This is a genomic window from Flaviramulus basaltis (genome assembly GCF_900114265.1).
Classification (GTDB): Bacteria; Bacteroidota; Bacteroidia; order Flavobacteriales; family Flavobacteriaceae; genus Flaviramulus; species Flaviramulus basaltis.
Genome location: NZ_FPKV01000002.1, coordinates 314,454 through 336,008, shown reverse-complemented (window position 1 = coordinate 336,008; position 21,555 = coordinate 314,454). Strand labels below are relative to the sequence as shown.

General features: G+C 30.8%; 16 protein-coding genes. 8 read left to right on the top strand and 8 right to left on the bottom strand.

The genetic code is table 11. The annotated features are described in order from the left end of the window. Positions 1-155: 155 nt before the first annotated feature. The 6 genes from BT151_RS08165 (at position 156) to BT151_RS08140 (ending at position 6,867) form a co-directional block, all read left to right on the top strand. The gene (locus BT151_RS08165; protein ID WP_245794759.1) at positions 156-1,094 is read left to right on the top strand and encodes a family 43 glycosylhydrolase; all 939 of its coding nucleotides are present in this window, start codon (positions 156-158) and stop codon (positions 1,092-1,094) included. Between the two features lie 66 nt (positions 1,095-1,160). Then, positions 1,161-2,486, top strand: coding sequence for a dicarboxylate/amino acid:cation symporter (locus BT151_RS08160; RefSeq protein ID WP_072401308.1), 1,326 nt, complete (start codon positions 1,161-1,163; stop codon positions 2,484-2,486). A gap of 144 nt (positions 2,487-2,630) precedes the next feature. Continuing rightward, the gene (gene gshB / locus BT151_RS08155; RefSeq protein WP_072401307.1) at positions 2,631-3,668 is read left to right on the top strand and encodes a glutathione synthase; all 1,038 of its coding nucleotides are present in this window, start codon (positions 2,631-2,633) and stop codon (positions 3,666-3,668) included. 46 nt (positions 3,669-3,714) lie between these two features. Beyond that, positions 3,715-4,869: a sulfurtransferase gene (locus tag BT151_RS08150; protein ID WP_072401306.1), complete on the top strand. Its 1,155-nt coding sequence runs from the start codon at positions 3,715-3,717 to the stop codon at positions 4,867-4,869. A 1-nt stretch (position 4,870) separates the two neighbouring features. After that, positions 4,871-5,701 (top strand): N-formylglutamate amidohydrolase, encoded by an 831-nt coding sequence (locus BT151_RS08145; RefSeq protein WP_072401305.1) that lies wholly within the window; start codon positions 4,871-4,873, stop codon positions 5,699-5,701. 5 nt (positions 5,702-5,706) lie between these two features. Next, on the top strand, positions 5,707-6,867 hold the full coding sequence (locus BT151_RS08140) for a peptidase MATCAP family protein (protein WP_072401304.1): 1,161 nt from the start codon (positions 5,707-5,709) through the stop codon (positions 6,865-6,867). 117 nt (positions 6,868-6,984) lie between these two features. Here the strand turns inward: BT151_RS08140 and BT151_RS08135 are convergent, their stop codons facing one another. The 8 genes from BT151_RS08135 to recG form a co-directional block, all read right to left on the bottom strand. After that, positions 6,985-7,902, bottom strand: coding sequence for a helix-turn-helix domain-containing protein (locus BT151_RS08135; RefSeq protein ID WP_072401303.1), 918 nt, complete (start codon positions 7,900-7,902; stop codon positions 6,985-6,987). Positions 7,903-7,917: 15 nt separating this feature from the next. Next, the gene (locus BT151_RS08130) at positions 7,918-8,781 is read right to left on the bottom strand and encodes an SDR family oxidoreductase (RefSeq protein ID WP_072401302.1); all 864 of its coding nucleotides are present in this window, start codon (positions 8,779-8,781) and stop codon (positions 7,918-7,920) included. Positions 8,782-9,011: 230 nt separating this feature from the next. Beyond that, the gene (locus BT151_RS08125; RefSeq protein ID WP_072401301.1) at positions 9,012-10,301 is read right to left on the bottom strand and encodes an alkaline phosphatase family protein; all 1,290 of its coding nucleotides are present in this window, start codon (positions 10,299-10,301) and stop codon (positions 9,012-9,014) included. Between the two features lie 191 nt (positions 10,302-10,492). Further along, on the bottom strand, positions 10,493-10,909 hold the full coding sequence (locus tag BT151_RS08120; protein WP_072401300.1) for a thiol-disulfide oxidoreductase DCC family protein: 417 nt from the start codon (positions 10,907-10,909) through the stop codon (positions 10,493-10,495). 68 nt (positions 10,910-10,977) lie between these two features. Then, complete coding sequence (locus tag BT151_RS08115) at positions 10,978-13,146, bottom strand: endonuclease MutS2 (protein ID WP_072401299.1); 2,169 nt, start codon at positions 13,144-13,146, stop codon at positions 10,978-10,980. Positions 13,147-13,382: 236 nt separating this feature from the next. After that, on the bottom strand, positions 13,383-13,964 hold the full coding sequence (miaE, locus tag BT151_RS08110; RefSeq protein WP_072401298.1) for a MiaE family protein: 582 nt from the start codon (positions 13,962-13,964) through the stop codon (positions 13,383-13,385). A gap of 293 nt (positions 13,965-14,257) precedes the next feature. Continuing rightward, positions 14,258-16,336 (bottom strand): DUF5060 domain-containing protein, encoded by a 2,079-nt coding sequence (locus BT151_RS08105; protein WP_072401297.1) that lies wholly within the window; start codon positions 16,334-16,336, stop codon positions 14,258-14,260. 125 nt (positions 16,337-16,461) lie between these two features. Further along, positions 16,462-18,564, bottom strand: a complete 2,103-nt coding sequence (gene recG / locus BT151_RS08100) for an ATP-dependent DNA helicase RecG (protein WP_072401296.1) — start codon at positions 18,562-18,564, stop codon at positions 16,462-16,464. 72 nt (positions 18,565-18,636) lie between these two features. Here recG and BT151_RS08095 point away from each other — a divergent pair, with 72 nt between their 5' ends. Together BT151_RS08095 and BT151_RS08090 are read left to right on the top strand one after the other, a co-directional pair. Continuing rightward, complete coding sequence (locus BT151_RS08095; protein ID WP_072401295.1) at positions 18,637-20,604, top strand: M1 family metallopeptidase; 1,968 nt, start codon at positions 18,637-18,639, stop codon at positions 20,602-20,604. Beyond that, entirely contained in the window at positions 20,601-21,503 is a 903-nt protein-coding gene (locus BT151_RS08090) for a patatin-like phospholipase family protein (protein ID WP_072401294.1), read from the top strand. Before BT151_RS08095 ends, BT151_RS08090 begins: the two co-directional genes overlap by 4 nt. The last annotated feature ends 52 nt before the right edge of the window (positions 21,504-21,555 follow it).

The window sequence follows — 21,555 nt, the reverse complement described above, 5'->3', positions numbered from 1 at the left end:
TAAATAGATAGAAATCTATTTTAAAATATCATTAAAAGGAGGAGACGAGAGTTAATCTGTTAATTGTTAGTTTTAAAAAAGATGCCACTTTAATGGGTGATGAAAAACACTTATCTTGTTATCTTCTTAAAAAAGAATTTCAACAATAAATAAGTATGACTAAAATTCAACTCACATTTATTCTATTACTATTCTCAATAATCTGTTTAGCACAAAATCCATTTGTACAACATATGTACACTGCAGATCCTTCTGCAAGAGTATTTAACGATACGTTGTATGTATATCCATCACATGATGAAGACGATGCAGTTAAATTCACGATGAAAGACTGGCACGTATTTTCTACCACAAACATGAAAGATTGGACAGACCATGGTGTTGCTTTTTCTTTAGATAGTTTAAGATGGGCATCAACAAGAGCTTGGGCTCCTGACTGTATTAAACGTAATGGGAAATACTATTTCTATTATCCTGTTGAGGCAAGTAAAATAGGCGTGGCAATAAGCGATTCTCCAACTGGCTATTTTAAAGATCCTTTAAATAAACCTTTAATTGATATTAATACAGAAGGTGTTGTTTGTAACCGAGATTTCATTGACCCAGCTGCTTTTATTGATGACGACGGACAAGCATACCTTTATATGGGGCAATTGGTAGTTAATGCTATAAAACTTAATGAAGACATGACATCTTATGATGGTAAAGTATATTTACTTGAGGGAACAGACGACTTTTTTGAAGCCGTTTGGATGCATAAATACAAAGGTGTTTACTACCTGTCTTATGTTGGAGAAAGCGGAGAGATTAAATATTGTACAAGCGATAATCCTTTAGGACCATTTGAATATAAAGGTGTTATTTTAGAAAAAATGAATAGTGGAACAAACCATCATTCTATAGTTGAGTACAAAGGAGAATGGTATATGTTTTACCATAATTCCGATTTGTATTATAAAAACCATCCAGAAGTAGAGGAGAAGTTTGGTTGGGGGCACAAAGGAAGTCCGCATCCGTTCCGAAGATCTATTTGTTTTGATAAGTTGTATTATAACGAAGATGGAACCATACAAAAAGTAATACCTACAAAATAGCAATAATACTTACGAGAACACATAAAAATTTTTATATTGTTCTCCACTTAGATAGATAAATAGCACATGAAGAAACTAGCATTACACTGGAAGATTATTATAGGAATGGTTCTTGGAATCATTTTTGGTTTTATTATGAATACCGTTGACGGCGGAAAAGGATTTGTATCCGATTGGATTGCACCCTTTGGAACCATTTTTATTAATCTTCTTAAACTTATTGCCGTACCGTTAATTCTAGCCTCTTTAATAAAAGGAATATCAGATTTAAAAGATATTTCTAAAATTAAATCCATGGGTTTACGTACCATAGGTATTTATGTGGCCACTACTTTGGTTGCCATTATTATTGGTTTAACCATTGTAAATACAATTAAACCAGGTAATGGAATGCCACAGGATACTATTGAGAAAATTAAATTAAAATATGAAAATGATGCAGGCGTAACCGATAAATTAGTGAAAGCATCTGCTCAAAAAGATGCAGGCCCATTACAAGCTTTAGTAGATATTTTTCCGAGTAATATTTTTGAGTCTTTTGTAGAAGCTTCTATGCTTCAAGTTATCTTTTTTGCATTATTTGTTGGTATTTGTTTATTACTAATTGGAGAAAAGAAAGCAAAACCATTAATTGATTTCTTCGATTCGTTAAATGAAGTGGTAATGAAAATGGTAGATTTAATTATGCTTTTTGCTCCTTACGCCGTATTTGCATTATTAGCAAACGTAATTATAGCTTTTGATGATCCAGATATTCTTGTAAAACTACTATGGTATGCGCTTTGTGTTGTTGGTGGACTTATTATAATGATTGGTTTTTATATGTTATTAATTAAAGTTTACGCAAAAAAATCACCAATGTGGTTTTTACAACAAATAAGCCCTGCACAACTTTTAGCTTTTTCAACAAGTAGTAGTGCAGCAACATTACCAGTAACTATGGAACGTGTTGAGGAACATTTAGGTGTAGATAAAGAAGTTTCTGGTTTTGTGTTACCAGTTGGTGCTACTGTAAATATGGATGGAACAAGTTTATACCAAGGTATAGCCGCCGTATTTATCATGCAGGTTATTTGGCCAGAAGGATTAACATTTACCAATCAACTTGTTATTATCGCTACAGCGTTACTTGCATCTATTGGTAGTGCAGCAGTACCAAGTGCAGGTATGGTAATGTTGGTTATTGTATTAGAATCTATTGGGTTTCCAGCAGAATTACTACCAATTGGGTTAGCACTTATTTTTGCAGTAGATAGACCTTTAGATATGTGTAGAACCGTTGTAAATGTTACTGGAGATGCCACAGTGTCTATGCTAGTAGCAAAATCATTAGGTAAATTACACGATCCAAAGCCAAAAGAGTGGGATGATAATTACGATGAAGTGAAATAAAATATCTAACTTTAACTACAAAGTAAAGCAGTTCTCTTAAAAGTATAAATCAAGTTTAACAGGACTTTTTTTAATTTTTTTTTAAGAAAGCTTCTTATAATAAATCATCATTCTCGTAGATAAGAGAACTAAAAAGAATAGAAAATGAACGTTTGTTTTATAATGTATCCTTGGAAGGATATAGATCCTGAAAACGATACTACTTTAGCCTTAATTAAAGAATGTGTTAAAAGAGGACATGGAGTTGCGATGTGTACACCTGCAAATTTAACCATTAGAAATAGTGTAACTACTGCTAATTGTACGGTTATAGGTAGAATGGAAAAAACGCCTGCATCTTTAAAGTCGTTTTATAGTAAGGCTAAATTACGAGAAGAAATGTTACCGCTTGCTGGTTTTGATGTGATTTTCTTTAGAGCAAACCCTCCATTAGATCCTATTATGCTAAACTTTTTAGATTCTGTAAAAGACGATGTTTTTATCATGAATTCTTTAGAAGGTATGCGAGAAGCAAACAATAAATTATATACTGCAGCTTTTGGAGATGCACATAGTAATATTATTCCAGCAACTCACGTATCAAAAAGTAAAAACTATTTAATCAATCAGATTAAAGAATCTAAAGCAGATAAAATGATATTGAAACCACTTAATGGTTTTGGTGGTTCTGGTGTTATTTTAATTGAAAAATCGGCGATGAGTAATATTAATTCTTTGCTCGATTTTTATATAACAAGTGGAGATGGTTCTTCAAATTATGTTATTCTTCAAGATTATATTGAGGGAGCAGATCAAGGAGATGTGCGTATTTTAATGCTAAATGGCGAAGCTGTAGGTGCTATGAAACGTGTGCCAGGAAATGATGATCACCGTTCTAATGTATCTGCTGGTGGAAGTGTACAAAGGCACACCTTAACCAAAGATGAAAAAGCATTGTGTAAGCAAATTGGTCCTAAATTAGTAAACGACGGACTTTATTTTGTTGGTATTGATGTTATTGGTGGCAAGTTAGTTGAGGTTAATGTTATGTCTCCAGGCGGAATCACTTACATCAATAAAGTGTATAAGCTTAAAGTTAAAATTGAAGAAAAAGTAATCGACTTCTTAGAAATGAAAGTTCTCGATAAACTTCAAGCTTTTGATAGACGTACAAGACTTAGAAAAACAGTGCAAGACGCTTAAATAAGTCTCCAGTTTTCAGTTGTATTAATCAGTAAAACCTTTTTTAATGAATTCTGATATTTCTTTAAAAGAACCTATAGTTTCAGTAGAATGGCTTCATGAACATTTGAGTACTGAAAACCTTGTTGTTTTAGATGGAACCATAAATAAAGTTTTTGATGCTTCACAAAAACAAATTCCAAATACAAGACTTTTCGATATAAAAAATAAGTTTAGCGATGCATCAAATCCGTTTCCTAGTGCGTTTCCTTCTATTGAACAATTTCAAAAAGAAGCTAGAAATTTAGGAATAAATAAAAATAGCACTATCGTAATCTCAGACGATAAAGGCATTTACTCAAGTGCTAGAGTTTGGTGGTTGTTTAAATCTTTTGGATATAATAACGTAGCGGTTTTAAATGGCGGATTCCCCGCTTGGTTAAAAGCAGATTACCAAACAGAACCTATGAAACTTTATAATGGAGAAGTTGGTGATTTTACAGCAAAACTTCAACCAGATTACATGAAGTTTTTTAATGATATAGTCGTAGCTTCAAAAAATAAAACACATACAATTGTTGATGCACGCTCAGCAAACAGATTCAAAAGTTTAGAACCAGAACCAAGAGCAGGTTTACGTATGGGAACCATTCCAAACTCCGTTAATTTGCCTTTTGAAGATTTATTAGATAATGGTATTTTAAAACCAAAAGTAGACTTAGAAAAGGCTTTTTACATGGTTGCCGATAAAAATGATGATGTTATATTTTCATGTGGTTCGGGTATTACGGCTTGTGTTTTGGCTTTGGGCGCAGAAATTTCAGGATATAAAAATATTTCGGTGTATGATGGTTCTTGGACAGAATGGGGAAGTTTAGTAACCTCAAATATGGAAACTCCAAGCACATGGACAAAAGATGAATTACTAGCTTATATTCTGTTATTTGTAGCACATTCAGATTTAAATGAAACTCAAAATGAAAAAGAATATATTTTATCCAGAGTTGATAAAAATGTATTTGAACGCGTACATAAACAATTTGAAAATGATAACGATTACCAAAGCATTCAAAATATAATAGAAGCTGTAAAAACTCATGATTATTATAGAAATGATTTAGCAGATTTATTTGCAGATATTAAGCTCATGGCTTTTGCAGATGGCGGAATGGATAATATGGAGAAAATGGCATATAGTCACTTAAAAAAGATTTTAAAATAAAATGGAGTGTTTGTCGATTTCTGAAATTTTAAAGAAAATTGAAGCAGGCGAAATCTTTGAAGCCGTGTCTTCAGATTATTCATTTACCATAAAAATAGATGATTACGTTCCATATGCCTGCGCAGCAGTGCATGATGGGCATCAGTTTAGAAAAGAACTTTGGGATAATTGCATACATACAGAATACGACCGTTGGTATGAAGAGGATCCTGAAACAAAAAACATGATTAAATCGCACCCTATAGTTATTGCTGGATGCGATTCTCGTTTTGAATATGATTTAAACCGAGTACCAGAAGAAGCTGTTTTTGAAACCGCTTGGGGTAAAAAATTATGGAAAACACCACTTTCTGAAGCGATGAAAAATAAAAGCCTGCAAAAACACATCAATTTTTATAAAGTAGTATATGCATTAATAGAAGCATTGGAGTCTAAATTTGGATTTTGTACCGTTTACGATATGCATAGCTACAATTGGAAACGTTGGGATAGGGAAGTGCCTACTTGGAATTTAGGAACTAGTAATATTGATAACACTCGTTTTGGAGATTTTGTTGAGAATTGGAGACAAAGCTTATCCGAAATTGAGTTTCCTCACAATATAAAATCCACTTCTTTAATAAATGATACGTTTCAAGGCAATGGATATTTCTTAAAATATATTACACAGAACTTTAAAAATACTTTAGTTTTGGCAACCGAAATCGCAAAAGTATATGGCGATGAATATGAGCAAATTATATACCCAGAAGTAGTAAGTACTGTTGAAAAGGAACTTGTTAAAAGAATCCCAGAACATGCTTTAAGTGTATATAGCGCCTTTAAAAGTTAGATTTTATGAAGATTGAAAATAATGTAGCTACAAAAGCACTTTTAGAAATAGATAAAAGCATTGATGCGCTAGTTAAGCAAATTGAGTTGCTTAGTTATGTGAATCCTATAAATATAGAAGAAGAAAAAGCACGTTTTTTTTCTTCTAAATATTTAACAGATCCTGTCTTTAAATATCCAAGCATCAATTTTGATAAGTTTAAACTACATCGAAAATTATTTATTCAACCTTTAGAACTTATTGAAGATGCTGAGATTAAAGATTTTTATGAAGATATTATTTATGCATATTCTGGCTTAATTCAATGTGTTGAAACCATAGGAAAAGGAAAAAAGTTTTATTATAACTGTTTACGTTGTTTTGGAACACCAACAGAAAACGATGTTGAAAATGCTAAGTTTATTCTTCATTTTGAAGATGAAAACAAAGATGTTCCAGCATTTCAACCTAAATATAATGCGACTGAAGCTGAGGTGTTTTTTGAAACATTCTCAGAGAAATACGATTTTAATTATAGTATAAAACATTCAGATAAAATGTCTGCCATTGCTATGGTTTTAAATAATATTAAAACACTGGTTTTAAATTCACATCATACCTATTCTGATAACGAAATAGCGGTTTTAACAAATCATGAAATTGGTGTACACATGGTAACAACCATGAATGGTATGTTGCACCCTTTAAAGATTTTCTCTCATGGTTTTCCTAATAACGAAGAAACACAAGAAGGTTTAGCTGTTTTTAGTGAGTATATGAGTAATAATTTAACGGTTACACGTTTAAAGGAATTAGCATATCGGGTTATTGCGGTAGATAGTTTAGCAAAAGGCTATTCGTTTTCTAGAACATTTAGGATGCTACATAATCAATACGATTTAGAGCGTGAAGAAGCATTTTATATTACGGTAAGAGCGCATAGAGGTGGCGGTTTTACAAAAGATTATTTGTATTTAACGGGACTTAAAAAGATTTACGATTACTACCATTCTGGTAAAGATTTAAGTTTACTACTTACAGGAAAAGTATCATTGGAATACGCTCATGAAATTGAGTCTTTAATTAAAAAAGGATTAGCAGTTCCGGCAAAACATGTCACAGATTCTTATTCTGAAAATAAAAACACGAATAAAAAAGTAGATTTTATTTTGAGGAGTTTGAAGTAGAAGAGTAATTTTTATGAGCTGCAATTACTATATAGTTTAGTAAAAATGTGGCTAAAAGCTGTAATATTTATTTCCTAAATAATCATAACTACTTATTTATAGCTTAAGTTTGACTTTTTAGTTAAATGATTCTCGAAATTCCAAAGGCGTATAAGATGTTTTAGTTTTAAATAATTTACTAAAAGATTGTATATGCTCAAACCCTAATTCGTAAGCGATTTCACTTACGGATAAATTAGTTGTTGATAGCTTTTCTTTTGCCAAATCAATTATTTTATCTTGTATGAAATGTTTGGTGCTTTGTCCTGTCAGTGTTTTTAATAACTTACTTAAATAATTAGCAGATAGATTTAATTTGCTTGCAAAATAGTTGACGTTAGGTATTCCTTTATCTATTAAATTTTCTTTAATATAATATGATGACAGCAATTCTTCAAATTGATTTAAAACATGATGGTTTGTAATCTTTCGAGTAATAAACTGACGTTGATAAAAACGCTCAGAATATGTTAGCAATAAATCCAATTGTGCAATAATTACATTTTGACTAAAATTATCGATTTTAGCCTCATATTCTTGTCTGATATATTGAAAGATACTCACAATCATTTTTTCTTCTTTATTAGATAAATGTAGTGCTTCACTCAATTTATAATCAAAAAAATCATAATATTTTAACTTTTTTGCAAGATTTGTATTCCAAAAAAAGTCGGTATGAACAAGCAATAGCCAACCCTTATGATTTAGTTCTTCATCTGCTCTATATTCAAAAGAGAGTACCTGTTTTGGAGACATAAAATGTAGTATACCTTCATCAAAATCATATTCTTGTTGTCCGTACTTTAATTTTGCATTAAAGTCTTTTTTTAAGGCTATTGAATAGAAATTATGAGTAATGCTTTTGGGACTATTGTCCTGTCGCTTTATGTCTTCAAATTTTAAAACACTAATTAATGGATGTTCTGGTTTTGGCAAATCCATTAAATTGTGGTATTCTGCAATAGTTTTTATATGATAAGGTGTTGATTTAGCCATACAATAAAGGTGGTTTTATAATCCAAAGAGAATTTTTAATCCGTCTTTTAATGTTGTTGGTTTACGACCTAATTTCTCCTCAAGATTGTTGGTGATTTCGTCCTCTTGTCCATTTTTAATATCGGTATTAAACTCAATTACTTTTTGAAGCATCGATTCAGGTATACCTGTTGGTCTCATTTTTTCTTGAAAAGTTAGTTTGTCAACAGGGGTATAATTTACTTTTATACCCGAAAGTTCTGTCAAAAGTGTAGCAATGTCATAAAAAGAATAGGCTTCATTATTTGTAAATTTGTATGTTTTGTTTTTAAAGCCTTCTTTTACCAATACATTTGCCATTGCCTCTCCCATTTCTTTTCTTAAGGCATATGTTACTTTACCATGTCCAGCTGGTTGAAAAATCCCTGATTCAAAAACATGTTTACCTATAAAAATTGGTAGTACATCCATATACAAGGTGTTTCTGAAAATTACATAATTTAATCCACATGATTTAATATAATCTTCTGTTAGAAAGTGTTCTTCCATAAGTTGATGAGCTAGTGTTTCCCTATTTCTCATTGCTCTACTTGTATAAGCAATATTTTTCACGCCTACTTTTTTAGCGGAATCAATTACATTACGGTGTTGTTTTATACGGTTGCCCTCATCACTTGCTGAAATGAGCAAAACAGAATCTACATTTATCATAGCTTTTTCAAGAGAAATTACATCATCATAATTTCCTTTAAAAACGTTTATTTTTTTAGATTCTAATTGTGAAATATCATCAACTGTCCTTACCAACGCTGAAATTTCTGTTGGTTTAAGGTATTTTAATAATGTTTCAATCACTGAACTGCCTAGATTTCCAGTTGCTCCTGTTACTAAAATTCGCATAATTATATATTTTTGTTTATGCAAATTTGGTAACAACTCAAGAAATTTATTTAGTCAAATCTTGCTTCGTTGTAGTTAGAAGAGGTTTTTTTGTAATGATTAGATGAAACCGTTTTGTACTGAAATAAATTAGCTTTTTTAACGAAAAGGAAAAATTAAAAAAAAGCTATGTATTTAGGTTTTAAAATATTATCTGTTAGAGTTTTATGAAATGGTTTAAATAAGTTTAGCTAGTCATCATTTTTTAAAACACTTTTTATTTTATTTAAATCACCATCAATATCATCTGGGATGTCTAAACCTAATATCTCACACATTAAAGGGTAAATATTAATATTTTTTATGGACGGTAATACGAATCCCTTTTTAAAAGCAGGACCTTTGGCATAAAATATACCATGCATGTCTTTATATTCGGGATTATAACCATGTACACCAACAGTTGTGATGGCGTTTTTTTTCATGTATTCAATACGCTGGTTTGAGCTAAAATAATAACCTAAATCTGGAATTATTTGTACGGTTCCCCAATCTCTGTTTTTGGGAGTATATTCAAAACCAGGGGTGTTTTCTGTTTTATAAACTTTAAAATGATTTTCCTTAGGTTTTAAATATTGTATTATAGAATCGGTAGAAATATTGTTTTTAGGGTGAATGTTTAAAATAGCTCCATTATCGATTAATGTAAATAAGTTTTTATTATCTATATTTTCAATAGATATAAAATTAGACGCTTTTTGAGTTGCCATTCCATGATCTGAAACTATGATAATGTTTACTGGTAAATTTGTTGCTTTTACTCCTTTAAACAAATCACCTAGATTCTTATCCAAATCGAATAAGGTTTTTTTTAGTTTTTCGTCATTATCTGGTCCATATGTATGTCCAACATTGTCCATATCAGAAAAATACAGGGTAATTATATGTGGTCTTTGTTTTTTAGGCAATGCTAGCCACTTTAGTGTTTCTTTAACGCGAGCATTATTTTTAATTTCACCATCATAATGATGATAGTAAGTAGGCCTTAAACCTTGAATATTAGCTTCAGAACCTACAAAAAAATAACTAGCAGATACCATATTTGCTTTGTCTGCTTGCACCCAAATAGGAGAACCTCCATAAAAAGTGCCATCTTCAACCATTTCACGATTTCCCATTTTATAGATTGTATTTTTTTTATAACTATAAAATGAATTGCCAATAATACCTTGTTTATCAGGGTACATACCTGTTGCAATGGTGTAATGATTGGGGAATGTTTTAGAAGGAAATGAAGAAATTAAAGACTCCGATTTTACACCACTATTTATAAAGTTAGTAAGATTTTGTGGCTTATACTTATCTACATAATCCCAACGAAAACCATCCAGAGAAATTAAAATAACATAGGGTTTTTGAATTGATGCATTTGAATTTTCAGTTAGTGTTGATTCGGTTAGACTAGAACCACTCTTGCATGAAGATAAAGTAATGGCACTTACTATTAAAATAAGTACATAAATGAAATTCTTTTTAAACATTTTATGCTTTTAAAACAAAGGCTCGGGTTAATGAACTTAAATTGATTTAAAACGAAATTAGTTTTTTTAAAACACAAAGCCAATAAGCAATGTAATAGATTGCATTGAAGTTATAAACAATTGCTTTTGTCGGTATTTTATAGTCATTTCGACCGTTAAAGCGTATTTTTTTAAATATATTTGATGAAGTGTTATTCTAAAAATTTACTTTTTAACTCTGGAGTAGGAATCATACAAGCATCTTTTTTACCGTACCATTTATATCTGTTTTTTGCAATATAATCGTAAACCCAATTGCGAATAAAAGGCGGAACAATAAAAAACACACTCATTAAACTATAAGGAAAACCTAAGTAGTAAGCAATTTTTAAAGCTGCTTTAGATTTGTATTCTAACCCTTTTTCTGGCGTGTAAAGTAAAATAGAGTCTGTTTTTTTAGTGTCAATTTTAAATTCTTCAATAATTTGTTTACCAACTGTGCTTTGTAAAGCGGTAAACATAAATATGTCCTTCTTGTCGTGCTTTATAACATATTGCACTGAGGTATTGCATAAATTGCAAACACCGTCAAACAAGATGAGTTTTTTATGTTTAGGGATATATTTCATAATAATTTCTCGCAAAGACTATACAAAGATAAGATTTGTATAGTCTTTAAAAACGAACCTACTTACCGTTATTTTTTAATAGCTTCAACCAATTCTAATTGATCCATACTTACATTAGTCGTAAATATCCCGTAGTTAACAACAGCTTTGTTTTTTTCTATTTTATCTATACTACCTATAGCACGACCATCTTCCATTCTTACGCGGTCACCAACTTTTAAAATGGCTTTTGGTTTTGGGGTTTCAATAGCTTTTTGTTTAGCTACTTTTTTCTTCTCACGAATAACTTCTACTTTCTTCTCGGCTTCTTGTTTTACTTGAGTTTCTTTAGCTTTAATTGCTTTTTTCTGTTTTACTGAAACTTTTTTGCGTTTTGAATTCTCAATTTGAACTACTTTAAAAAGTTCGTCCATTAATTCACGCTTTTGCTTGTTTTCAAAATACTTTTCGGCAATATCATTTACTTTTTGTCCTAAGTAAATTAAACGTTGGTTGCTATCATATAATTCTTGATAGTTTTCTAATTTCTTTTGAATTTTAGCATTTATTTCTTCAAGTTTATCGGCTTCTTCAATTTTTTTCTTTTCGTTGAGTTTTAGAGATTGCCCAGTTTTTTCCAATTTAGAGCGTTCTTTTTGAAGTTTAGCAATGGTAGCATCAAATCTTACTTTACTGCGTTCAATCTTCTTTTTAGCGCGGTTTATTAAGCTATAAGGGATTCCATTCTTTTGTGCAACCTCAAAGGTAAAACTACTTCCTGCTTGACCAATTATCAATTTAAAAAGTGGTTCTAAAGTTTTTTCATCAAACAACATATTAGCGTTAAGCATAAATGGTAACTCGTTAGCTAATATTTTTAAGTTGGAGTAGTGGGTTGTAATAATACCAAAAGCGTCACGATGATAAAACTCTTCTAAAAAGGTTTCAGCTAAAGCACCACCAAGTTCTGGATCACTTCCTGTACCAAATTCATCAATTAAGAAGAGCGTATTTTTATTACATTTCTTCAAGAAATAATTCATTTGTTTTAAACGGTAGCTGTAAGTACTTAAATGGTTTTCAATAGATTGATTGTCGCCAATATCGCTTAAAATCCTATCAAATAAACATACTTTACTACGCTCATGCACTGGAATTAATATGCCACTTTGTAGCATAACTTGGAGTAAACCAACCGTTTTTAAAGTGATACTTTTTCCTCCAGCATTAGGACCTGAGATGACTATAATTCGGCTATTCTGCTTTAATTCTATTGTTTGCGGAAAGGTTTTTTCTTGCTTGTTTAAATTATTTAAATAGAGCAGTGGGTGATAAGCATCTCGTAAATACATGCTTCTATCTTCGGTAAACTCTGGAAGAATGGCATTCATAGGTCGTGCATATTTCGCTTTCGCGGAAATAACATCTAAGTCTATCAAAAAAGATTGATAGTCATGCAACAACGGTAAAAACGGACGAATAAAATTAGTCACTTCTTTTAAAATACGAATGACTTCCTCATGTTCTTCATATTCTAAATTATTTAATTCTCTAGAGTGTTGAAGTGTTGTTTCTGGCTCTATATAAACAATACTTCCTGTTTTGCTGCCACCCATAATAGCTCCCTTTACTTTACGACGATACATTGCTTTTACAGCTAAAACACGCTTGTTGTCTACTACAGATTCTCGAATATCATCCAAATACTCAAGATTATGATACATATTTAAAGCTGTTGTAAAACTCGCATTAATTTTACCTTTTATTTTGTTTATCGATTGACGAAGTTCAAATAAAAGGGTAGAGGCATTATCTTTAATATCACTAAAGCGATCAACAATACTGTCTATTTTTTCAATAATTATTTTGGTAACTTCTATATGAGAAGCAAATTCACTTAAACCAGGATAGTATTCTTGAAACTTTTTTAAATACGTTACAATATCATTAACAGTTAGCGATATGGAAACTATTTTCTTTAAAGCATGAACTTCTAAGTAAGTGTTTTCGATACGTAGTAACTTTAATTCTTTAGTTATCGTATCAAAACCATGGTTTGGGATTCTGTTATCATTATAAAACGAAGAAAGATATTCATTGGTTAGTTTTAATGAAATTAGCAGTTCTTCCTTAGTTTTATGAGGAGAGATTTGTAATGCTTTTTCATTTCCTAGAGGTGTTACACAATGTTCGCTAACTTGTTGTAAAACCGTTTGAAACTCTAAATCTTGTAATGTTTTCTCGTGAATATTAATCATTCTTTAAATAGCATCTTTACATAAGAAACGCAAAGTTAAACAATCTGTTTGAGATGATTTACACAGCGAATTGATTCTTGTTAATATGTTAATTAACAGTGCAATGCAATTAATTAACAAAACACTAACAATGTGGTACTTAATTAGTGATTATTTTAGGCTAGCATATTAAACATCAATCAAACTATTAAGAGTTATGTAAAAGCTCAGTCATTAATTTGATTGAGCTAATTTTTTTAACCATGAATAGTCTCATGTTTGCCATAATTTTTAATGAGTTCACTTTCAAATTTCACTAATTCTTTCCAGCGTTTATCAACATCAATATCTTTTCCGTATTTACGTGCAAAGGTTATAAATGTGGTATAATGTCCAGCTTCGCTAATCATTAACTCATGATAAAATTTTGAAAGTTCAGGATCGTTTATTTCTTTAGAGAGTAATTTAAAACGTTCGCAGCTTCTGGCTTCAATCATAGCTGAAAATAAGAGTCTATCTACCATGCATTGTAGCCTGTTTCCGCCTTTATTCATGAATTTATAAAGTTCATTTACATAGCTGTCTTTACGTTCACGCCCTAATTTAAAGCCTCTTTTTTTAATTATTTCGTGAACCATTTCAAAATGCTCTAACTCTTCCTTAGCAAGTTCCAGCAATTCGGTTACTAAATCTGGATATTCTGAATTTAATGTGATGATAGTTATGGCATTAGTAGCTGCTTTTTGCTCACACCATGCATGATCTGTTAATATTTCTTCAATATTCGATTCTACTATATTTACCCAACGCGGGTCTGTTTCTAACTTTAAATGAAGCATTTTTTTGTTTTTGTAAAGATAAATATCTTTTACAGCTGTTTTAAATTTTTTATGATCTAGAAAATATCTTAATGTTAATTATTTATTGGTTTACACAAAAGCTTACCAAATAATAAAAAAGGTTTATTAATAGTTACTGTTTTTGGTTCATAAATACTTCTGATAATTTTGCTTATTCTGAATCTTTATTGCTTAAAAGGTGTTTAATTTTCCTAGTCATTATGACATGTAATACCAAATCATATGTTTCTGTTTTTAGTTAACATCGAAGTATTAGCATTAAAAAAATCAAATTAATCTATTATTAATTTTGCAGAATATGATTTATTTAAACTATTATTTAAGGTAAAAATATAAATACCAGACTTTAAACCTCCTATTTTGAATTCTTCGACATCATTTGTGAATTCTACGTTTTTTTTATTCATAATTCTTCCTCTAATATCATAGATTATAGCTGTATGGTGACCTTTTTCAATACCAGAAATAAATATTTTACCAAATGAAGTTACAGGATTTGGAAAAATTTTAACGTTAAGATCAGCATCGTTTATATCTTTAACTAATAAAGTTTTGCTATTTCTTAATAATAAAGTTTTATTATTTCTTACTAAAACGACCCAACTTGCAGATGAGTTGTTAGGAGGGTTGCCAATAAATACATTTGTATCAGAATTTATAGTTGTTACAGAACCATCTTTTAAATCGCCCCCGTTTCTAGGGTCAAACCACTTAACACTATATGTATTAGAACCTGGTAAATCTAATGTAGCAGTTCCACCATCTGCTAAAAAGGCAATATAATTTTCTAAATTATCCGATAATAAATACCCTTTACTAATAGAAGCATCATCATTACTCATATTCCAAAAAGGGATATTATTATCTTCAAAGAAATTTTTTGCGTATTTCATTCTTTCTAGATAAGGCTGATATTGTGCTAAATTATCATTACTTACATCACCACCAGCACCATCTATATGATGAATGCCCACAGAACCAGCTGTAATACTGGGCCATAGCGATTTTTCTGTCCATGTTTCAATATTAGGATTTAAAACAGATGTATATGGCTCTGTGAATCTTACAACCCATTCTGTACCATCCGCAATTGCCAAATTTTTAATATTGATAACTTGGTCGTGTGTAAGTTTTAAATCATTATAATTACCTTGAATTGATATGGCTGTTAAAGCGGAAGTGCCTGATAAAGCTGTTAATTCTGGATAAATACTAAAATTACTCGCAGAACCATTGTGTGCGGAAATTAGATCGGAATAAGGGCTTAATGCTTGAATATAAACAGCTATTTCTTCTATTTGCGCAGCTGTGAATTGGTCTCCATTAGTATTCCAATTAGCTTCTTCACCGGTATTATAAACGATATTTAAATACCCAAATCGAGCAATTAACTCTCTATAGTATAATTTTCTACTATTTGAAAAATTCGATCTATTTATACCTTCTTGATCTTCAAACCAATTGCTGTTTTCTGTTTCACCTAACACCATTTCTAAGGCTATGCCTTTATTATACATGTGGTCAAAAACTATTTGCCACTGGTCTAGCTTAGACACATCATAAGTAGTATAATCTGTTTTGTTTGGGAATGGATAAGTTCTATCACCATCACCTGTAATGTTATTAAAAATAATGTACTGAATATTAGCCTCTTGACTAGCTAAGTAATTTACTGCACCAATAATTCCTGTGCCTTTTCCGCCTTTCCAAGTAGGGTCACCACTAAGATAATTCGATGCCATTTCACTATAATCATGTCTAGGAGTTGTGGCATCAAAGTCTGCGTATTCTAAAAATGTTTCTGGACTATCAGAACCCATTTCAAAATAGTAATCACCATTATCAAATTGTGCAGTACTTTTCCCAATATATTGTAGTTTTCCTTTTGCTCTAAAATCAACACCTGTTTTATTGGTTGCTTCAATATCAAAAGTACCAGTATCACCATCTATGGAAGTCGGTGTGCCATCTGTAGGATTTAAACTTACGGCAATATTAGTTCCTGTTCTAAAAGAAACCGAATAACTCCATATGCCTGTTTCATCTGGATTAAAATGGCAGCGCCATTTGTTACCACTTGTAGCTGAAGTTTCAGAAGCATTTCCATCGGCTGCAAAATAAGCAGGCACCGTGTAAGTCGCAGATGAAGGTGCTGTAAAAGTCACATTCATTCTGTAATTTAAATATGTTGCAGGAACTTCAGATAAACTAAGCGCATCAAATGTTAGTGTAGTTTTGTGATATTGATTTAAATCTCCTGTTATAGTCTGTGAATATAAATGGCTTTGTATACATATTAAAAGGAAAATTGTCCTTAATACGTTTCTAAAATAAATAGCGCTAAATTTCATAAGTAGGCAAGTTTTTAATTTCAATACGAGTAAAAAAGCAAATTCAGACTTTTTAATCGCCCAAAAATACAAAAAAAACCGTTAAAATGTAATAAAAATCGATGAAATGGCTAAATTTAACATTTTTAACTAATATAATTCCAAATATTTTTGTATTTAGTTAACTGTTTATATGTATTTAAAATCACTTGATTTTCTGAATTAGAAAGAGTTTTGTCGATTTTTAGAATGTTTTTTGCATGAAATCGAGCCAATTGTAAAATATCATTATCTCTAATAATATCGGCTATTTTTAAGTTTAAAACACCACTTTGTTGTGTACCCATAATATCTCCAGGACCGCGTAAGCGTAAATCTACTTCGGCAATTTCAAAGCCATCGTTAGTGCGAACCATGGTTTCTAAGCGGGTTTTGCTATCGCTGCTAAGTTTGTGACTTGTCATTAAAATACAATAGCTCTGTTCTGCTCCACGACCTACACGACCACGTAATTGATGTAATTGAGACAGGCCAAAGCGTTCTGCACTTTCAATAATCATAACTGATGCATTGGGTACGTTTACTCCAACCTCTATAACAGTAGTTGCTACCATAATTTGTGTTTCGCCTTTAACAAAACGTTGCATTTCGAATTCTTTATCGGCTGGTTTCATTTTTCCATGTACAATGGATATTTGATATTCCGGCATTGAAAAATCTCTAGATATACTTTCGTAGCCATCCATTAAATCTTTATAATCCATAGATTCACTTTCTTGAATTAACGGATATACAATATAAATTTGTCGGCCTTTTGCTATTTCATCACGAATAAATCGGAATACATTTAATCTGTTTTTATCATAGCGATGAACTGTTTTTATAGACTTTCTTCCAGGAGGTAATTCGTCAATTATAGAGATGTCTAAATCGCCATAAACAGACATTGCTAAAGTTCTTGGAATTGGTGTTGCCGTCATGACTAAAACGTGTGGAGGCGAGGTGTTTTTATGCCATAATTTACTACGTTGTGCCACTCCAAAACGGTGTTGCTCGTCTATAACAGCGAGTCCTAAATTCTTAAATTTCACCTTATCTTCAAGTAGTGCATGCGTACCAATTAATATCTGTAATTCGCCATTTTCTAAAGAATTATGAATTTTTTTTCTTTCTGAAGTTTTACTTGAACCTGTTAGTATTGAAATACTGATATTCAAATTATTACACATTTCAAGTAAACCATTATAGTGCTGTACTGACAAAATTTCAGTCGGAGCCATTAAGCATGCTTGAAAATCATTGTCAAGTGCTATTAACATTGACATTAATGCAACTATAGTCTTTCCAGAACCTACATCGCCTTGTAAAAGACGATTCATTTGCGCATTGCTACCCAAATCTGCACGAATTTCTTTTAAAACGCGCTTCTGTGCATTAGTTAATTCAAACGGTAATTGCTCTTTAAAAAAGGTGTTAAAATAGTTGCCTACTTTTTCAAAAGGAAAGCCTTTAATTTTCGATTTATGTACTAAATTTTTAATAATTAATTGTAATTGGATATAAAATAATTCTTCAAATTTTAATCGAAATTGTGCTCTTGAAAGTAGCTCTTGACTCTTTGGAAAATGGATATTAAATAGCGCAGAACTTTTGTTTATTAATTTTAATTCTGAGCGTAAATTATCTGATAAAGTTTCTACATAATTACCATTAGTTTCAATAAATAATTGTTGCATGATTTTAATAATCACTTTATTTGAAATACCACTATTTGACAATTTTTCGGTAGAAGGATAAACTGGTTGCATTGCAGAACGTAAATTTTTTTCATGTTCTTCTTGTAATTCTAATTCTGGATGTGGCATGCTATATTTACCACTAAACCAATTGGTTTTTCCGAATGCAACATAAGATTTGTTGAGTTTTAAATTCTCTCTAATCCATTTTTGTCCACGAAACCAAACCAATTCCATCGTTCCTGTTTCATCTTGAAACGTTGCAACCAAGCGTTTTCCTCGTTTTTGTGCAACTTCTTTAAATTCAATTATTTTACCAATAACCTGCACATCTGCATTGTTGCGTTGTAATTTGCTTATTTTATAGTATTGTGTTCTATCTATATATCTATTTGGAAATAAGTTAATTAAATCTTGATAGGTGTGAATACCTAACTCCTTACGTAGCAAATCGGCGCGGTTTGGACCAACGCCTTTTAAATAATCTATGGGAGTTTGAAGGTTAACAGACATAAAAGCGAATTTAAGTTATTTCGATTAAGATTAAAAGTGCTATTTTGGTCTAATCCTTGTTATTATTTTAATATGAAGCATTTAGTATCTCTTTTCTTTTTGTTAATTACTTTTTTAGGGTTTTCACAACAAACAGAAAACGTTGATTTTAAAAAAGTTAATAGCGTAATTGTTTTTAATCAGATAGCAGTAGATAGCACGATTTTTAATTCTTATGAAATTAAATTTGATATTTTAAAAAAAACAGATTCTATTTTTTTAGATGCTGTAAACATGCAATTTCAAAATGTTGCATTGGATGAAAAGTGCATAAAATACAGGAATGATGGTAAAAAACTTATTATATACGATGATTTTGAAGCATCAAAAAGTTATAAACTGAATTTTCTCTTCTTTGCATCGCCTAAAAAAGCCATGTATTTTATTGATTGGGATAATGCTGATGGAAATAAACAAATCTGGACGCAAGGCCAAGGAAAATACACAAGCAATTGGTTACCATCAATTGATGATATGAATGATAAAATAGAATTCGATTTAACCTATGTTGCTCCAAAAGAATATCAGGTTATTTCTAATGGTAAAATGGTATCAAAAACAGAGAATCCTACTTATAATTTATGGGAATTTGATATGCAAAAACCTATGTCTAGCTATTTGGTGGCTTTGGTTATTGGTAAATATGATAAAAAAGTGGAATACTCAAAAAGTGGCATTCCATTAGAAATGTATTATTACCCAAAAGATTCATTGAAATTTGAACCTACATACCGTTATACCAAACAAATGTTTGATTTTCTTGAAGAAGAAATAGGAGTTCCGTATCCGTGGCAAAATTACAAACAAGTACCAGTGAAAGACTTTTTGTATGCAGGTATGGAAAATACAAGCACCACTATTTTTGCAGATAGTTATGTAATCGATTCTATAGCATTTATAGATAAAAACTATGTAAACGTAAATGCACATGAATTAGCACACCAATGGTTTGGAGATTTGGTTACTGAAACTTCAGGAACACACCATTGGCTCCAAGAAGGTTTTGCTACTTATTATGCCTTATTAGCAGAAAGAAACGTATTTGGTGATGATTTTTACTATTGGCGTTTGTATGAATACGCACAAGAACTTTTAGAACAAGATAAAGCAGGAGGAAGCACCTCTTTATTAAATGCAAAATCAAGTAGTACGACGTTTTATAAAAAAGGTGCTTGGGTTTTACACATATTAAGAGAAAAAGTTGGTGATAAGGCTTTTAAAAACGCAGTTAAAAACTATTTAGAAAAACATCAGTTTAAAAATGTAGAGACTAATGATTTCATAAGTGAAGTTGAAAATGCTAGTGGAGAGGATTTGAGCCAGTTTGTAAATGATTGGTTAAAATCAAAAGAACTATTATATAATGAGATGGAAAAAAATTTAAAATCAAATTCAGCTTCCATTATGCAATATCTTAATTATGATTGTAAAAAAACTCCTGAAGCGTGTAGATTATTTTTATTAAACCAAAGTGATTCATTTTGTAAAGAAAAAATTGTTGAAAGTTTAGGGGCTAATATTTCTAAATCTACATTTTTTACTGATGATGTTAAAGTCCGTCAGGTAATTGCTAAATCGTTATCAAATATTCCTTCAGAATTAAAAGAAGATTATGAATCGCTTTTAAATGATAAATCATACATAACCATTGAAGTTGCATTATTCAATTTATGGAAAAACTTTCCGCAAGAGCGAAATAAATATCTGAATAAAACAAAAGATGCTCAAGGGTTTAATGATAAAAATGTGCGTACACTTTGGCTAACTCTAGCTTTAATTACTGAAGATTTCGAACCAATTAATAAACAGAAATATTTTGATGAACTAACAAGTTATACAAGTCCTAAATATGGTTTTGAAATCCGTCAGAACGCTTTTCAATATTTAAATCAAATACAAGCTTGTAATGATGTTTGTAAAGAGAATTTACAAAAAGCAACAAAGCACCACAACTGGCGATTTTCTAAATTTGCTAAAGATTTATTAAAAGTAATACAATGAGAGCATTGGTAATTTCAGGAGGAGGAAGTAAAGGGGCATTTGCAGGCGGTGTTGCTCAACATCTTATTGAAGATTTAAAGCGAGAATATCAAATATATATAGGCACTTCTACGGGAAGTCTTTTAGTTTCTCATTTAGCTTTAAATAAAATTGAAAAAATAAAAGCGGTTTACACCAGTGTGAATAACGATAGTATTTTTAATGTTTGTCCGTTTGTTATAACCAAAAAACATGGTACACAAAATATAGCTATAAACCACTTTAATGTGCTCTTAAATATCTTTCGAGGTAGTAAGACATTTGGAGAAAGTTATAATTTAAAGCGCTTAATTAAAGAAACATTATCTGAAGAAGAGTTTTTGGAATTAAAAAAATCACCAATAGATGTTGCGGTTACAGTTTCTAATTTATCACTAAATCAAGTTGAGTATAAATCTTTAAATGAATATACATATCAGGAATTTTGCGACTGGATTTGGATATCTTGTAACTACACACCGTTTATGACTTTAGCCAAAAGAAATGGCTGCGAATATGCAGATGGTGGAATGGGGAATATGGTACCAATTGAAGAAGCGATCCAGCGAGGTGCAACAGAGGTTGATGCTATTATTTTGCAAACTGAAATTAATCAATTAAATAGAATGCCTTCTAAGAATCCTTTTTCTTTACTAACTAATATGTTTGGGTTTATGCTGGATCGCATTGAATCTCAAAATATTAAAATAGGAAAATTTGTGGCTTCACATAATAATGCCATTATTAATTTTTATTATGCACCAACCGTTTTAACTACTAATTCTTTAATTTTTGATAAAGAAAAGATGACAAAATGGTGGAAAGGTGGATATAATTTTGCTAAATTAAAAAATCAGGAAGTTAGTCAATTAGAAAATTAATTATGAATTTTATAAATAAAGCAGGAAACTATGAATGATTTATATGATATTG